Genomic DNA, 15,432 nt, shown 5'->3' with positions numbered 1-15,432 from the left:
GCAGATTTTAAGCGGTGGGCAGGGCACGGGACACGGGTGGTCCGACAGCTGAACACCGGACCACCCCTCCCGCGGCGCCTACTTCTCCGTGACCCCCGCCGAATCGAACGTGGCCACCTCGTGCATGGCCCGCGCCGTGCTCTGGACCAGCGGCAGGGCGAGCAGGGCGCCGGTGCCCTCGCCCAGGCGGAGGTCGAGGTCGACCAGGGGGCGCAGGCCCAGCTTGTTCAGGGCCGCCACGTGGCCCGGCTCGGCGCTGCGGTGGCCGGCGATGCAGGCCGCGAGGACCTCCGGGGCGATGGCGCGGGCCACCAGGGCCGCCGCGCCGGCGCTGACGCCGTCCAGGATCACCGGCGTACGCAGCGAGGCGCCGCCGAGCAGCAGGCCCACCATGGCCGCGTGCTCGAAGCCACCGATCGCGGCGAGGACGCCGATCGGGTCGGCCGGGTCCGGCTGGTGGAGTTCCAGGGCGCGGCGGACGACCTCCGTCTTACGGGCGAGCGTCTCGTCGTTGATGCCCGTGCCGCGCCCGGTCACCTCCGCCGGGTCGGCGCCGGTGAACACGGAGATCAGCGCGGCGGACGCGGTGGTGTTGGCGATGCCCATCTCACCGGTGAGCAGCGCCTTGTTGCCGGCCGCCACCAGGTCGCGGGCGGTCTCGATGCCCACCTCGATGGCCGCCCTGGCCTCCTCGCGGGTCATCGCGGGGCCGGTGGTCATGTCGGACGTGCCGCCGCGGATCTTGCGCGGCAGCAGGCCCGGGGTGGCAGGCAGGTCGGCGGCCACGCCCACGTCCACGACGCACACCTCGGCGCCGACCTGGCCGGCGAAGGCGTTGCAGACGGCGCCCCCGCCGAGGAAGTTGGCCACCATCTGGGCGGTGACCTCCTGCGGCCACGGGGTCACGCCCTGGGCGTGCACGCCGTGGTCGCCGGCGAAGATGGCGACGGCGGCAGGCTCCGGGATCGGCGGCGGGCACTGGCGGGACAGCCCGCACAGCTGTGCGGAGATGATCTCCAGCATGCCGAGCGCGCCGGCCGGCTTGGTCATGCGCTTCTGGCGCTCCCACGCCTCGCCGAGCGCCTTGGCGTCGAGCGGGCGGATCTGTGCGACGGTCTCGGCAAGCAGGTCGTGGGGTTCCTCTCCGGGCAGGGCGCGGCGGCCGTACGTCTCCTCGTGCACCACCCAGGACAGGGGGCGTCGCTTGGACCAGCCGGCCTGCATCAGCTCGGGCTCGTCCGGGAACTCGTCGACGTACCCGACACACAGGTAGGCGACGACCTCCAGGTGCTCGGGCAGACCGAGCGCGCGGACCATCTCCCGCTCGTCGAAGAAGCTGACCCAGCCGACGCCGAGGCCTTCGGCGCGGGCGGCGAGCCAGAGGTTCTCCACCGCGAGCGCCGAGGAGTAGGGCGCCATCTGCGGCTGGGTGTGACGGCCGAGCGTGTGCCGGCCGCCACGGGTGGGGTCGGCGGTGACGACGATGTTGACCGGGGTGTCGAGGATGGCCTCGATCTTCAGTTCCTTGAACTGCTTGGCCCGGCCCTTCGGCAGCGACTTGGCGTACGCCTCGCGCTGCCGCATCGCCAGTTCGTGCATCGTCCGCCGGGTCTCGGCGGACCGGATGACGACGAAGTCCCACGGCTGCGAGTGGCCCACCGACGGCGCGGTGTGCGCGGCCTCCAGGACTCTGAGCAGCACCTCGTGCGGGATGGGGTCGCTGCGGAAGCCGTTGCGGATGTCGCGGCGCTCGCGCATCACCTTCAGGACGGCCTCGCGCTCGGCGTCGGCGTAGCCGGGCGCGGCGGGGCCGGTGGACTGTCGTGCTTCCGCCACGTGGGCCGTGCTCTCTTCCTGGTCGGCGGCCCTGGTCTGCAGGTCTTCCGCGTGCTGGACGACATCGGGGGTGGGCGCCCCGGCCGGCTCGCCCTCACGGGGTGCGGGCACGACGAGGGGCTGCGGCGGGGTGGGCGCCAGGTGCGGGGTGGTGGGCACCTGGCCGTCCACCGGCACGAACTCCCCGAGCGGCCGCGGATCGGCCCCCATCGGGAGCCCGGAGGGCAGCGGCTGGTCCGGGTTCTGGGCGGGGGGCTGCGCGTGCGGGGCGTCGGGTACGGCGGTGTCCGGCGCCGCCTGCGCGGCCGGGGCGTCGGTGGGGTGCGGGACGCTCTCGGCGAGCTGCGGGCCCTGGAGCACGACCGGCTCGGCCACCTCCACGGGCTCGGCGGCGCCGTCACCGGCGGGCGGGGCCGGTACGGCGTCCTGCCCGGCGGCGGCTACGGGTACGGCGGTCTGCGCCGGGTCCGTCTGCGACGCGTTGGTCTGCGACGCGTTGGTCTGTGACGCATCGGCGTGGGGTGCGTCCGCGGCGGCGGGGAAGACCGACTCCGGCGCCTGGGCGCCATCGGCGTGCGGTGCCTCCGCGGCCGGGGCGGCGGGCTGCGGCGCCTGGACGGCGGTCGGCTGCACGGCCTGGGCGGCCGTCGGGGCGGCGCCGTCGACCGCCACCTGGGCGGTGGCCGCGTCGGCAGCCGCGGCTGCGTTCTGGGCGGCAACCGCATCGATGGCTTCGCCCACGCCCTGAGCAGTGGCCGCATCGGTGACTTCGCCCACGCCCTGGGCGGTGGCCGCATCGATGGCTTCGCCCACGCCCTGAGCAGCAACCGCGTCGATGGCTTCGCCCACGCCCTGGGAGGCGACCGCATCGGCCGACTCGGGCGTCTCCTGGGGAGAGACGGGGGCCTGGGCTTCGGCGGACGCCTGGGCCTCGCCGGGAAGCTGAGGCTGCGCGGCCTCGGCAGCGTGCGCGACGGCAGCCTGCTGCGCTTCGGCACTCTGCGGCTCATCAGCACTCTGCTCGGCGCCGGTCGGCTGCACGGCGTCGACGGACTGCGCCCCACCAACGGCCTCCTGCCCGGCAGCGGCAGCCTGCGGCACCTCGGCCATCTGCGCGCCATCGGCGGCCTGCACCGCGGCGGCGGCCTGCGCGGAACCAGCGGGCTGGCCGGCGTCGGCGGGCTGCGGAGCACCGGCAAGCTGCTCCGCGCCGGTCGGCTGCACGGCGTCGACGGACTGCGCCGCGCCAGCGGCCTCCTGCCCGGCAGCGGCAGCCTGCGGCACCTCGGCCATCTGCGCACCGTCAGTGGCCTGCACCCCATCGGGAGCCTGCCCAGCGGCAGCAGCCGGTGCGGGAGCGGCGGACTGCGCCCCGCCGGCGGCATGCGCGGCAGGAGCAGCCTGCGGCACCTCGGCCATCTGCGCACCGTCAGCGGCCTGCACCCCGTCGGGAGCCTGCCCAGCGGCAGCAGCCGGTGCGGGAGCGGCGGACTGCGCCGCGTCGACGGCGTGCGCGACGCCGGTGGACTGCGCGGCGGCCTGCCCCGCAGCGGCGGTCTCCCCCGCGCCGGGGGTCTGTCCGCCATCTGTAGCCTGCACAGCCCCGGGGGCCTGACCGGCATCTGCGGCCTGTCCAGTCCCGGGGGTCTGGCCGGCATCAGTGGGCTGCGCCGTTTCGCCCGGCTGTGCGCCATCGGCCGTCTCCGCCGGTGCTGTCGGCTGGGCCGCGTCCCCGGCCGCTGCCTGAGCCGCCGCCCCGGCCGGCGTACCGGCGACCGGAGCCGCGTCCGCAGCCCCCTCGGCACCGGTGGCCTCCGAAGGCAGCGCGCCGGTCGGTACGGCCTGTCCCGGCGCCGTCTGGGCCGTGTCCGCCCCGGGGGCCTCCGGCATCGGGGGCACCTGGCCGGCACCGCCCTGCTCGGCGCCCGTTTCAGCTCCACCGCTCGGGACCTCGGCGACCTGCGCCGGCTCTGACTCGCCGTCAGCGTCCTGTACGGCCTGACCCGCCGGGTCCGCCTCGGCCGCGGGCGCCCCGCCGGCGACGGCCCCGCCGTCACCGGAAGCCACGTCCTCCCCGGCCACGCCCGCCTGCGCTGCCTCGGCACCCTGCGTCGCCGGTGCCGTATAGACCCCGTCGTGCGCGTGGACCGGCTGGACCCCGTCATGGCCGTGGACGACCTGCACGTGGCCGGTGTCGCCGGTCGGGGACGATGCCTGGCCGGTGAGGCGGGCCACCGCCGCCTGGGCCGCGTCGGCCGGGCCAACCGTTTCGGCAGCCGGGGTCTGGGTGGCGACCTGGGCCGCGCCCCAGGGGGCCGCGCTCTGCGGGGCCGTCTGCGACTGGGCGTCGAGGTATTCGGGGCCGCTCGCCGGTCCGGGCTGCCGTACCGGCGCTCCCGCGGGACCGCGGTCGGCGAGGGACCGGACCGGGCTGGCGGAGGTGTCGGGGATCGGCGGGCCGAGGTGCAGCGGGCGGCGCGGCGGCTGCGGGGCGGCCGTCGGGTCGTGCGGCGCCGAGAGGATGGGCGAGGGCGGTACCGACGCCGGGCCCGGGCCGGGCAGGCGGACACCGCTGAGGTCGACCGAGCCGCTGTCACGGCCGGCCGTCTCGTGCGGGCCCGGCTCGTGGACGGCTTCCACCACCGGTTCCGGAGCGGGTGGCGGCACCTCGTTGCCCCACGCGCCCTGGGCACCCGGCAGCAGCAGGTCTTCGTCCTCGGCGGGAGCCTCGGAGAGGTAGGTGTACGCGCCGTGCGCGGGGACGCCCGGCTGCTCCACCATGCCTGCGCTCTCCGGCTGCCCCTCGCCCGGGACCTGGCCGGTGTCGGTCATGCGTACCCCTCGCCCATCGGTTAGTGCTCCTACGACCAGCTCACCCGGAACGGCGCACCGACCGCCCGCAGTGAAGAACGAGCGTCCGTGCCCAGCGGCACGAACGACCCGCCGGAAAAGGCGACAAAGCCATTCAGTGGCATTGTCCCGGTCGTCGTGCCGTCGCGACAGCAAGATCCGCGACAGTCCGCTGTGGACTGCGCCACGTTGCGCGTCCTCCGGTTCCGCCGTACCACACCCACCCCAAAACGGGCGCGCGTTCCGGACATTGGTGAACGAAGTTCGGCCCACCGGTGCGGTACAACGATCGGCCAGCCTACCGCGCGCGGTACGACAACAGGATCACGGGGCGCGGTCCGGCAATACCCCGCTGAGCAGGAACGCTACGTTCCGCTCGGTCTCGGTCCAGGCCCGGGTGTCGAGTTCGACGGACTGGAGCAGGGCGCACTCGACCCGGTATCCGTGCTCGGTCAGGTCGCGGCCGACGCGTTCGGCGGCGTCCCGGGTGGCGGCGTGCGTGACGATCCGCTGCGGGCGCCGGTCGGCGACCGCGGAGACGACGGCCGGTCCCCCGCCGCCGACCCGTACGACGTCCGGTTCGTGCAGGTTTTCGAGGACGTGCGGGGCACTGCCGTGGACGATCTGGAGCTGGACGCCGAACCGGCGCGCGGCGCTCTCGGTGCGGGCGCAGGCGGCCGGGTCGTGGTCGACGGCGATGACGGCCGCGCCGGCGCGCGCGGCCTCGGCGGCGAACGCGCCGCTGCCGCAGCCGATGTCCCAGACGAGGTCGCCGACGCGCGGCCCGAGGCGGGCGAGTTGGGCGGCGCGCAGCAGCTGGGTCTCGCCCTCACCGAGACCGCCGGCCGGGCCGGCGCCGTAGCTCTCGTCGGGCTGCACCCAGCCGCGCGGGCCGGCGCCCGGGTCGCGTCCGGCGATCCAGCCGCCGCCCTCCTGCGCGCCGGCCGGTCCGCCGATGACGATGACGACGTTGGGGTCGCGCCAGGTGTGGTCGGCGGCCTTGTCGGAGGTGACGACGCTGACCTGTTCGCGTTCGGTGCCCAGTTCCTCGCAGATGACGAAGGTGCGGTGCACGCCCTCCAGGAGGAGGCCGAGTTCGGCGGGGCCGGCGCCCGGCGAGGTCAGGACGGCGACCTTGGTGTGGGCGCGGCAGACGTTCACGGCCCGGCGCAGGGTGCGCGGGTGGGCGACGACGACCTGGGCGTCGTCCCAGGGCATGCCGGCGCGGGCGAAGGAGGCGGCGACGGAGCTGACGGCGGGGACGACCTCGACCTCCAGGCCGAACTCCGGTGCGCGCAGGGTGCGGACGACGCCGAAGAAGCCGGGGTCGCCGTCGGCGAGCACGACCGCGGTGCCGCGGTGGGCGGCGATGCGGCGGGCGGCCAGGGCGAGGCTGCCGAGGCGGACGCGTTCGGCGGAGGGCGGGACCTCGGGCAGCGCCAGGTGGTGGGCGGCGCCGGCCACGAGGGTGGCGGCGCCGAGGGCGGCCCGTGCCGCGTCGGTCAGCGGCGAGCCGTCCCAGCCGATCACCGTGACCCGGTCGGCCATCGTCGTCAGTCTCCAGTGGTTCTGCGCAGGTCGTCGGGGGGAGAGAGCCCGGGGCGGGCTCCGTGAGAGTACCTGGTGAAGCCCGGGGGCTCAGTTCCAGTCCGAGTACGACGTGAAACCACCCGTGTCGGCGGGCTGCTCGCTGACCCCGGCGAGGTCCTCCGGGAGCAGGCTCCAGACGATGACGTCCGTGCGCACCTCGGTCCAGGCACCGTCCTCGGTCCTGGCGCGGGCTGTCCAGGCGTTGCGCAGGACGCCCTCGCTGATGCAGCCGATCTTCTGGGCCACCTGCTGGGAGGCGGTGTTGTCGGCGGCGGTGCGCAGTTCGAGCCGTTCGAACTTCTGGTCGTGGAAGAGCCACTGGGCGGTGGCGAGGACGGCTTCGGAGGCGTAGCCCTCGCCGCGCGCCCAGGGGGCGATGACGTAGGCGATCTGGCTGGAGCGGACGCGCCAGTCCGTGTTCCTCAGGTGGACGACGCCGACGAGCCGCTGGGTGAGGAACTCGGTGACGGCGAGGACTATGCCGCGCCCTTCGGTGCGTTCGTCCGGGGCGAGGCGGGTGACCCACCGGTGGGCGTCGGCCTCGGTGTAGGGGTGGGGGACGGTGGTCCAGGCGACGACCTGTTCGTCGTTCATCATGTCGGCCAGGGCGGGCACGTCGTCCTCGTCGAGGGGACGCAGCACCAACCGCTCCGTGCTGATGGAGATGTTGGGGAAGGTGCTCGTCATGCGCCGCTCCGTAACCTTCGGAAATTCCTCGAAAGACCGTCAGGACCGTCAGGTCTGCTGAACTGCCCAGCATGCAGCATGAAACCACTGAACCGCACGACGGGGTCCACACCCGGTGAGGGAGTGGACCCCGTGCGTCGCGAAACGCCGTGTACGTGCCGTCAGCCGCCGGTCGCCGGCAGGACGGACCCGTGGTACTTGTCCTGGATGAACGTCCGCACCTCGGGCGAGAGGAGCAGCGCGGCGAGCTTCTTCACCCGTGGGTCGTCCTCGTCGCCGCGCCTGACGGCGAGGAGGTTGGCGTAGGGGTTGTCCTTCGCCGACTCCAGGAGGATCGCGTCCTTGGTGGGGCTGAGGCCCGCGTCCTGGGCGTAGTTGTTGTTGATGACCGCGGCGTCCACGTCGTCGAGCGAGCGGGGCAGCTGGGCGGCTTCCAGCTCCCGGATCTTCAGGTGCCGGGGGTTGGACGTGACGTCCGCAGGGGACGCGTCGGTGCCGGCGCCGGCCTTCAGTTCGATGACGCCGCCCGCGGCCAGCAGCTTCAGGGCGCGGCCCTCGTTGGTGATGTCGTTCGGCACGGCGACGGTGGCTCCGTCGGCGAGCTCGGTGACCTTCTTCACCTCGTGGGAGTAGACGCCCATGGGCGGCAGGTAGGGCTTGACCACGGAGACGAGGTCGGTGCCCTTGGACTTGTTGAAGTCGTCCAGGTAGGGCTGGTTCTGGTAGAGGTTCGCGTCCAGCTCGCCCTCCTGGAGGGCGGTGTTCGGCAGGACGTAGTCCGTGAACTCCTTGATCTCCAGCTTCAGGCCGGCCTTGGCGGCGAGGTGGTCCTTGACGTAGGTGAGCACCTCGCCGGCCGGGACGGCGGTGGCGCCGACGACGAGGGTGTCGTCCTTGCCACCGCCCTTGCCGGAGTCCGTGCCGGAGCCGCAGGCGGTCAGGCCGAGAGCCAGGGCCGCCACGGCGATGACGGACATGCGCATCGGTTCTGTCCCCCTCACGGCTCAGAAGGACGGGATGACCGAGCCCTGGTACTTGTCCTCGATGAACTTCTTGACCTCGGGCGAGGTGAGGAGCTTGGCGAGCTTCTTGACGCGCGGGTCCTTCTCGTTGCCCTCCTTGACCGCGAGGAAGTTGCCGTACGGGCTGTTCTTCGCGGACTCCAGGACCAGGGCGTCCTTGGCGGGCTTGATGCCGGCGGAGATGGCGTAGTTGCCGTTGATGACGGCCGCGTCCACGTCGTCCAGGGAGCGCGCGGTCTGGGCCGCCTCGACCTCCTTGAACTTGAGGTCCTTGGGGTTCTTGGTGATGTCCCGCGGGGTCGCCTCGGCGCCGACGCCGTCCTTGAGGGTGATGAGCCCGCCCGCGGCGAGCAGCTTCAGGGCGCGTGCCTCGTTGACGGCGTCGTTGGGGACGGCGATGGTCGCACCGCTCTTGAGGGCGTCGGCCTTCTCGACCTTGCGGGAGTACAGGCCGAGCGGCTCCAGGTGCACCGTGACGACGGGCGCGATGTGGGTGCCGCGCTTCTTGTTGAAGTCGTCCAGGTACGGCTGGTTCTGGAAGTAGTTGGCGTCCACCGAGCCGTCCTCGGTCGCCGTGTTCGGCGTGATGTAGTCGGTGAACTCCTTGACCTCCAGGTCGAGGCCCGCCTTCTTCGCCAGCTTGTCCTTGACGAAGTCCAGGATCTCGGCGTGCGGGGTCGGGCTCGCGGCGACGACGAGCGGTCCGCTGTAGTCGGAGGAGGCGGAGTCCTTGTCCGAGCCGCAGGCGGTGAGCCCGAAGGTGACGGCTCCGGCGGCGAGGACGGCGGTGGTGAACTTGGCGGTGTTACGCACGAAAAGTGCCTTTCCTTAAGGGTGGTGCGACCCCGTATGCGGGTGTACGGGGAATCCTGGGTGCTCTGCGGAAGCTCAGGCGACCTTGCTGACGTCGGCCGCCGCCGGCTCCTTCGCCTTCAGCAGGCGGAGCTTGGGCGCGGGGCCCGACCGGCCGCCCCGGCTGTACAGGGAGCGGGCCGCGAAGTCGCCGGCGAACTGGATGAGGGAGATGACGACGGCGAGGATCGCGACGGTGATCCACATCAGCTCGGTCTCGAAGCGCTGGTAGCCGTAGCGGACGGCGAGGTCGCCGAGGCCGCCGCCGCCGACGGTGCCGGCCATGGCGGAGTAGCCGATGAGGGCGATGACCGTGGTCGTGCTGGAGGCGATCAGCGAGGGCAGGGCCTCGGGGATGAGGACCTTGCGGACGATCGTCCAGGTGTTGCCGCCCATGGACTGCACGGCCTCGACCAGGCCGTGGTCCACTTCGCGGACGGCCGTCTCGACCAGGCGGGCGAAGAACGGGATGCCGCCGATGGCGAGCGGCACGATCGCGGCGGTGGTGCCGATGGTCGTGCCGGTGACCCAGCGGGTGAAGCTCATCAGCGCGACCATCAGGATGATGAACGGCATGGACCGGCCGATGTTCACGACCTGGCCGACGACCTTGTTGGCGACGACGTTCTGGAGCAGGCCGCCCCGGTCGGTGACAACGAGGAGGAGGCCGAGCGGGAGGCCGGCCGCGACGGCGATCAGGGTGGACCAGAGCACCATCGTGAGCGTCTCGGAACACGCCTGGGACAGCAGCGGCTGCATCTCGGACCAGGTCACTTGGCACCTTCCTTCACCAGCAGGGCCTCCTGGCCCACCACGTCGATCTGCAGGCCCTGTTCGCGCAGGAATCCGACCGGCACCACGTTGTCCTCGTAGCGGCCGGGCAGTTCGATGCGCATGCGGCCGATCTGGAGGCCGGCGACGGTGTCGATGGCGGCGCCGAGGATCGAGATGTCGATGTTGTAGGTGCGCGAGAGCTGGGAGATGACGGGCTGGGTGGCGGCCTCGCCGTGGAAGGTGATGTCGAGGACGGTCCGGTCGGTGCCGGTGGCCTCGCCGCCGACGGGGAACAGCGCGGCGGCCAGCTCCGAGCCGGGGGTGGCCAGCAGCTCGCTGACCGTGCCGGATTCCACGATCCGGCCCTTCTCCATCAGGGCGGCGGAGTCGCAGATCGACTTCACGACGTCCATCTCGTGGGTGATGAGCAGGACGGTCAGGCCCAGCTGCCGGTTCAGGTCGCGCAGCAGCTGGAGGATGGAGCGGGTGGTCTCCGGGTCGAGGGCGCTGGTGGCCTCGTCGGAGAGCAGCACCTTGGGGTCGCCGGCGAGGGCGCGGGCGATGCCGACGCGCTGCTTCTGGCCGCCGGAGAGCTGGGCGGGGTAGGCCTTGGCCTTGTCGGCGAGGCCGACGAGGTCGAGCAGTTCCAGCGCCTTGCGGGAGCGGGCCCGGCCGGACTGGCCGAGGATCTCCAGCGGCAGTTCGACGTTGTCCTGCACGGTCCGCGAGGACAGCAGGTTGAAGTGCTGGAAGACCATGCCGATCCGGCTGCGGGCGCGGCGCAGTTCCCTGCCGGCGCGCGGGCCGCGTCCGGCCAGGGCGGTGAGGTCCTGCCCGGCGACGGTCACGGTGCCGGAGGTGGGGCGCTCCAGCAGGTTGACGCAGCGGATGAGCGAGGACTTTCCGGCGCCGGACTGGCCGATGACGCCGTAGACCTCACCTTCGCGGACGTGAAGATCGACGCCGTCGAGGGCGGTGACCTCACGGCCGCGGGAGCGGTAGACCTTGGTCAGGCCCGAGGTGGTGATCACGTGGGTTTCCGTCACTGTCGAGTGCGCGGGCGTGGGTGTGCCCGGGCACGGGTGCATGCGGTTCCGGCATGGGGGAAGGGATGTGCGTCCCGTACGGCCTACGGCGCACGGACATGCCACGGGTCTCGCTTCGGGGCGCGAGGCTCAGCTGATGCGGGGGCCCTCTAGAAGGCGCACATTCGACACATCAGGCGACACATACAACGAGCACCGGGCGTCGGGGTCGCCTCGGTCGCAAGGGTGCGGCAGCTCGTCGTGGTCATGCGAGAAGTAAAGCAGACGAACGGTCCTGACCGGCCGTCGCCGTCCGCATAGTGGACAGTGGCGGACAGGGGCGGCGGGACGCCCCGCCACGCACGCCGGCCTCCACTCCCCCGTGCCTCACCAGTGCGGACAAGGCCGACAGGTCCCGCACCACCAGGTCAGGGTCCGGCTCGGCCGCCCGGTGGGCTGTGGCCAATGCCACGGTGGTCGCGCCGGACGGGCGGGGGCGGCGGCGATGGGCTGTTTCCGCCGTAATAAGGTCACGGCATGCTCAATGCCCTGACGCTGGTGACCGGGGTCGCCGCGCTGTTGCTCGCCGCCTGGTGCGGCTGGGCCGCGTACCGCGACCAGCCGACGAAGGACTGGCACTTCATCGGCATGGCCGTGGTGTCGCTGCTGGCCCTCGTCCAGCTGGTGACCGGGGTCGTGCGGCTGGCGCGGGGCGAGAAGCCGGAGCAGGGCACGACGATCTTCGTGGCGTATCTGCTGGGCGCGTTCGCGTGCGTTCCGGCGGCGGGCTTCATGTCGCTGGCCGAGCGGACCCGCTGGGGTTCGGTGACGGTGGCGGCCGGCGGTGTGGTGCTGGCCGTGCTGGAAGTGCGGCTCTTCGACATCTGGGGAGGCTGAGGTGACGGCGGTGGAGGAGAAGCCGGCCCGTTTGATCAGCGGTCCGGGCATGCTGCTCGTCTGGTTCTACGGCGTGATGGTGGTCGGCGCGGTGTCACGGTCCGCGTACCAGATCTCCACGGAGTTCGACCGGGCGCCGCTCGCGTACTCCCTGTCCGCCGTGGCCGGCGTGGTGTACGGGTTCATCACGTACACGCTGGTGCGCGGCGGGGAGACGGCTCGCCGGGCGGCGCTGGTGTGCTGTGCGGCGGAGCTCGCGGGCGTGCTGGTCGTCGGTACGTGGACCCTGGTCGAGCCGTCGGCGTTTCCGGATGCGACGGTGTGGTCGAAGTACGGGATGGGGTACGTCTTCATTCCCGTGCTCCTGCCGCTTTCCGCGGTGTACTGGTTGCGGAAGGCGCCCGCCCGCAGGGGTGCCGAAGAGGCGTGAGCGGGCGCTCTGCCTCACGCTGTCTGCGCGTACGCGCCCGCCTGCTTCTCCAGGATGATCATCTCTACGCCGTCGGCGCCCCTGGCCCTGCCGACCGTCTCGTAGCCGGACCGGCGGTACAGGCGGAGGTTGCCCTCGCTGCGGTGGCCGGTGAAGAGGCGGAACCTGGTGGCGCCGCGCTCGTCCGCCAGCGCGGCCTCCGCCGTGCGCAGCAGCCTCGCGCCGATGCCGTGGCCCTGGAGGCGGGGGTGGACGCACAGCTTGCCGATGGCCGCCGCGCCGTCCTCGGTGACCTTGCCGCGCACCGAGCCGACCACCTCGTCGCCGAGCCGGGCGACGAAGACGCAGTCGGAGGCGACCTCCTGACGGACGGATTCGAGGGTCTGCACGAGCGGGTCGATGCGGTAGTTGCCGTACAGCGCCGCCTCGCTCTGGAAGCACAGGTACTGGAGCCGGAAGATCTGCTCCGCGTCCTGTTCGGTCGCCACCGAGATGGTCACGCTCATGCCCATGTGCGCATGCCTCCCGCTCACCTGATCACCTGTCGTCCCCCACTCCTATCCCCGCGCTTCGCACGCCGCAACCTCCGGTGTGAGCAATCGACGCAGACATCCAAGACATCTGGAACGTTCCGGTCCGAGACTGCCCTGTGAGATACCCAACTCACCCGCGATCTCCCGGTAGGTGAGGTCCTTCGGCGAGAGCAGCGCATCGATGAGACGGGGGCAGCGGCCGGGCAGGCGGCGGACCGCTTCCCGCAGGGCGCGGTACCGGGCGGCGGTCAGGACGTGCTGTTCCGGCCCGGGGCGGAGGTCGTCGGCCGGGTCGGTGCCGTACGGCCGTTCAAAACGGGTGGTGCGGCGGGTGCGGCGGGCCTCGGCGCGGACCGCCTTGCGCAGCCAGCCGTGCGGGTCCGGCGGTGGCCCGTCGCTCTCCAGCCGCTCCAGGAGCCGGAGCCAGACGGCCTGCTCCAGGTCGCCCGGCTCGCCTCCCCAGGCGGATGCCTCGGCGGAGGCCTCGGCGGTGAGCAGGGGGTGCAGGGCGGCTACCAGGTCGTGCGTCACGTGCGGAACGACGAGCCGCCCCGGCGGCGGGTTGCCGGGGCGGCGCACAGTCACCCCGAACGGAGTGCCGCGCGGTGCGGCGGTTGACGCTCCGGGTGCTGTCGGTCGTTCAGAGACGCCGTCAGTCCTTCAGGAAGTCGGCGCGGGCGAGCAGCCCGGTGTCGGCGTTGTCGGTGAAGACGCCGTCGATTCCGGTCGCGAAGTACCTCTGGAAGGCACCGAAGACATCGCCGTAGGCGTCGGCCGCCGTGCCCTTGCGGTACTCGGCCGGCAGGAAGGGGTTCTCGTTCCGCATGGTGTAGGGGTGCAGGATCAGGCCGGCCTTGTGCGCGTCGGAGACCAGCGTGGTCGGCTCGGCCAGGGTGCCGTCCGCCTTCTTCGGGATGATCAGGTCCAGGGTCGGGCCGATGCCCTGGGCGTAACCTGCGATCTCGCGCAGGCCCTTGGGCGTGATGAGGTCGGCGACCGTACGCGGGTCGTTCGCCTCGACGAAGTCGTACGGGCGGCTGTTCGCCGAGGAGAGCAGGACGACCAGCGGGTTGTCGACCAGCCGGTTCAGCCGCTGGATGCTGCTGGGCTCGAAGGACTGGAGGATGACCGGGGAGTTCCGGCCGTCCTTGCCGTACGTGCGCAGCAGCTTGGCCACCCGCTCCTCCAGGCCGAGGCCCAGCTTGCGGAAGTAGGTGGGGTGCTTGGTCTCCGGGTAGATCCAGACCTGCCTGCCGCGCTTGCGGGTCTGCTCGTCCTGCCAGTGCAGGACTTCCTCGAAGGTGGGGATCTCCCAGCGGCCGTTGTAGAGCGTGTTGTGCGGCCGGTTGGCCGGAATGCGCTCGACGGCGCGCAGCGTCTTCAGCTCGGCGAGCGTGAAGTCCTCGGTGAACCAGCCGGTGGTGGGGACCCCGTCGAGCACCTTGGTGGTCCTGCGGTCGGCGAACTCCGGGTGGGAGGCGACGTCCGTCGTGCCGCCGATCTCCGGCTCGTGCCGGCAGACCAGGTGACCGTCCTTGGTGGGCACCAGGTCGCCCGCCTCGACCACGTCGGCACCCAGGTCCAGGGCCAGGTCGTACGAGCCGAAGGTGTGCTCCGGGCGGTAGCCGCTGGCACCCCGGTGGCCGATGATCGTCGGCACCGGCAGGCCCTTCAGGCCGCGGCCCCCGTGTCCGGCCGCCCGGGCCTCGGCCGCCCGGGCCGTGCCGGACAGTCCGAGGACCGCTCCGCCCGCGCCGAGCACCGCGGCGCCGAGGAGCGCCCTCCGTCCCGTTCCCTGTGCCTGCCCGTTCGCCTGGTCGCCGTCCATGAGCGCCCTCCTGCCGCCTTCGTCCATCGTGCGGCCCGATCGTAGGGGCGCGCACATGACGAGCGGGAGGCTCCGGTCCGAACACCCGGGTGCTGCCGGATGTCCTGCGAACGGCGGAAGGTGACGGCTCGTCGGAGGCGGCGGCCCCCCGGTGCCGGCGCGATGTCCGTCACATCGACGCAAGGCGGTTACGCGCCGTTCTTCGCACGCCACCGCAGGTAAACCCGCGTCAACACTTCGTAAGACCTCGGTGAACCGGGTGTCCCCGATGTGCGCGCGGCCCTGCGCCGCGAGTAATGTCCTCACCTGCACAGACTCATATCGCCCCCTTTGACATCGGAGGACCCGTTGTCCCGCTTCGCGCTCATCAAGGCAGTGCTCGGACCGATCATGCGCCTGATGTTCCGCCCACAGGTGGAGGGCGTGGAGCACATCCCCGGCGACGGCCCGGTGATTCTGGCCGGCAATCACCTCACGTTCATCGACTCGATCGTGCTGCCGCTGGTCACCAAGCGGCAGGTGTGCTTCATCGGCAAGGACGAGTACGTCACCGGCAAGGGCGTCAAGGGCCGGCTGATGGCGTGGTTCTTCACCGGCGTCGGGATGATCCCGGTGGACCGGGACGGGGCGAGCGGCGGGGTGGCCGCGCTGATGACCGGACGGCGCATCCTGGAGGAGGGCAAGATCTTCGGGATCTACCCGGAGGGCACACGGTCTCCCGACGGGCGCCTGTACCGGGGCCGCACCGGTATCGCCCGCCTCACCCTGATGACCGGCGCGCCGGTGGTGCCGTTCGCCATGATCGGCACGGACAAGCTCCAGCCGGGCGGCCGGGGCATCCCGCGGCCCGGCCGGGTCACCGTCCGGTTCGGCGAGCCCATGGAGTTCTCGCGCTACGACGGCATGGACCGGGACCGGTACGTGCTGCGGGCGGTGACGGACTCGGTGATGGCCGAGGTGATGCGGCTGTCCGGGCAGGAGTACGTGGACATGTACGCCACGAAGGCGAAGGCCGCCTAGGTCCTGTCGTCAAACTCCCGTCGTCCGCCCGGAGGGCGGGCCGCGCGGCGTCAGGTGCGTGCTCTCGGCGTGCCGGGCCCCGGCCCTC

General features: G+C 72.4%; 13 protein-coding genes and 1 pseudogene. 3 read left to right on the top strand and 11 right to left on the bottom strand.

Annotation, left to right across the window (positions count from 1 at the left end; genetic code table 11):
- Nucleotides 1-78 precede the first annotated feature (78 nt).
- The 8 genes and pseudogenes from cobT to AB0L21_RS31100 all read right to left on the bottom strand — a co-directional run.
- Nucleotides 79-4,668: a nicotinate-nucleotide--dimethylbenzimidazole phosphoribosyltransferase gene (gene cobT, locus AB0L21_RS31135; RefSeq protein WP_365787814.1), complete on the bottom strand. Its 4,590-nt coding sequence runs from the start codon at nucleotides 4,666-4,668 to the stop codon at nucleotides 79-81.
- A 342-nt stretch (nucleotides 4,669-5,010) separates the two neighbouring features.
- On the bottom strand, nucleotides 5,011-6,234 hold the full coding sequence (gene cbiE, locus AB0L21_RS31130; RefSeq protein ID WP_365704878.1) for a precorrin-6y C5,15-methyltransferase (decarboxylating) subunit CbiE: 1,224 nt from the start codon (nucleotides 6,232-6,234) through the stop codon (nucleotides 5,011-5,013).
- A gap of 90 nt (nucleotides 6,235-6,324) precedes the next feature.
- Nucleotides 6,325-6,963 carry a GNAT family N-acetyltransferase gene (locus AB0L21_RS31125; RefSeq protein ID WP_365704880.1) on the bottom strand — a complete coding sequence of 213 codons (639 nt, stop codon included), beginning with the start codon at nucleotides 6,961-6,963 and terminating at the stop codon, nucleotides 6,325-6,327.
- 161 nt (nucleotides 6,964-7,124) lie between these two features.
- Entirely contained in the window at nucleotides 7,125-7,946 is an 822-nt protein-coding gene (locus tag AB0L21_RS31120) for a MetQ/NlpA family ABC transporter substrate-binding protein (RefSeq protein ID WP_365787812.1), read from the bottom strand.
- A 21-nt stretch (nucleotides 7,947-7,967) separates the two neighbouring features.
- A complete protein-coding gene (locus tag AB0L21_RS31115; RefSeq protein WP_365704885.1) occupies nucleotides 7,968-8,798 on the bottom strand; it encodes a MetQ/NlpA family ABC transporter substrate-binding protein in 831 nt (276 codons plus the stop codon).
- 75 nt (nucleotides 8,799-8,873) lie between these two features.
- Entirely contained in the window at nucleotides 8,874-9,611 is a 738-nt protein-coding gene (locus AB0L21_RS31110) for a methionine ABC transporter permease (protein ID WP_365787810.1), read from the bottom strand.
- Nucleotides 9,608-10,642 (bottom strand): ATP-binding cassette domain-containing protein, encoded by a 1,035-nt coding sequence (locus tag AB0L21_RS31105; protein ID WP_365787808.1) that lies wholly within the window; start codon nucleotides 10,640-10,642, stop codon nucleotides 9,608-9,610. Before AB0L21_RS31105 ends, AB0L21_RS31110 begins: the two co-directional genes overlap by 4 nt.
- Nucleotides 10,643-10,991: 349 nt before the next feature.
- Nucleotides 10,992-11,129, bottom strand: a pseudogene (locus AB0L21_RS31100) (HAD family hydrolase); the annotation flags it as partial.
- 44 nt (nucleotides 11,130-11,173) lie between these two features.
- Here AB0L21_RS31100 and AB0L21_RS31095 point away from each other — a divergent pair.
- Nucleotides 11,174-11,533, top strand: a complete 360-nt coding sequence (locus AB0L21_RS31095; protein WP_365704889.1) for a hypothetical protein — start codon at nucleotides 11,174-11,176, stop codon at nucleotides 11,531-11,533.
- 1 nt (nucleotide 11,534) lies between these two features.
- A complete protein-coding gene (locus tag AB0L21_RS31090) occupies nucleotides 11,535-11,963 on the top strand; it encodes a hypothetical protein (RefSeq protein ID WP_365787806.1) in 429 nt (142 codons plus the stop codon).
- Between the two features lie 14 nt (nucleotides 11,964-11,977).
- Here AB0L21_RS31090 and AB0L21_RS31085 read toward each other — a convergent pair whose 3' ends face one another.
- The 3 genes from AB0L21_RS31085 to AB0L21_RS31075 all read right to left on the bottom strand — a co-directional run bounded on the left by AB0L21_RS31085 (nucleotide 11,978) and on the right by AB0L21_RS31075 (nucleotide 14,324).
- Nucleotides 11,978-12,475 (bottom strand): GNAT family N-acetyltransferase, encoded by a 498-nt coding sequence (locus AB0L21_RS31085; protein ID WP_365787864.1) that lies wholly within the window; start codon nucleotides 12,473-12,475, stop codon nucleotides 11,978-11,980.
- Between the two features lie 45 nt (nucleotides 12,476-12,520).
- A complete protein-coding gene (locus tag AB0L21_RS31080; protein ID WP_365787862.1) occupies nucleotides 12,521-13,027 on the bottom strand; it encodes a sigma-70 family RNA polymerase sigma factor in 507 nt (168 codons plus the stop codon).
- 121 nt (nucleotides 13,028-13,148) lie between these two features.
- Entirely contained in the window at nucleotides 13,149-14,324 is a 1,176-nt protein-coding gene (locus AB0L21_RS31075; protein WP_365787804.1) for a glycerophosphodiester phosphodiesterase, read from the bottom strand.
- 399 nt (nucleotides 14,325-14,723) lie between these two features.
- On the opposite strand from AB0L21_RS31075, the gene AB0L21_RS31070 reads away from it, so the two are divergent.
- On the top strand, nucleotides 14,724-15,344 hold the full coding sequence (locus AB0L21_RS31070; RefSeq protein ID WP_365704895.1) for a lysophospholipid acyltransferase family protein: 621 nt from the start codon (nucleotides 14,724-14,726) through the stop codon (nucleotides 15,342-15,344).
- The last annotated feature ends 88 nt before the right edge of the window (nucleotides 15,345-15,432 follow it).

Source organism: Streptomyces sp. NPDC052721 (assembly GCF_040678315.1).
Taxonomy (GTDB): domain Bacteria; phylum Actinomycetota; class Actinomycetes; order Streptomycetales; family Streptomycetaceae; genus Streptomyces.
This window is presented reverse-complemented; position numbering and strand designations above follow the sequence as displayed.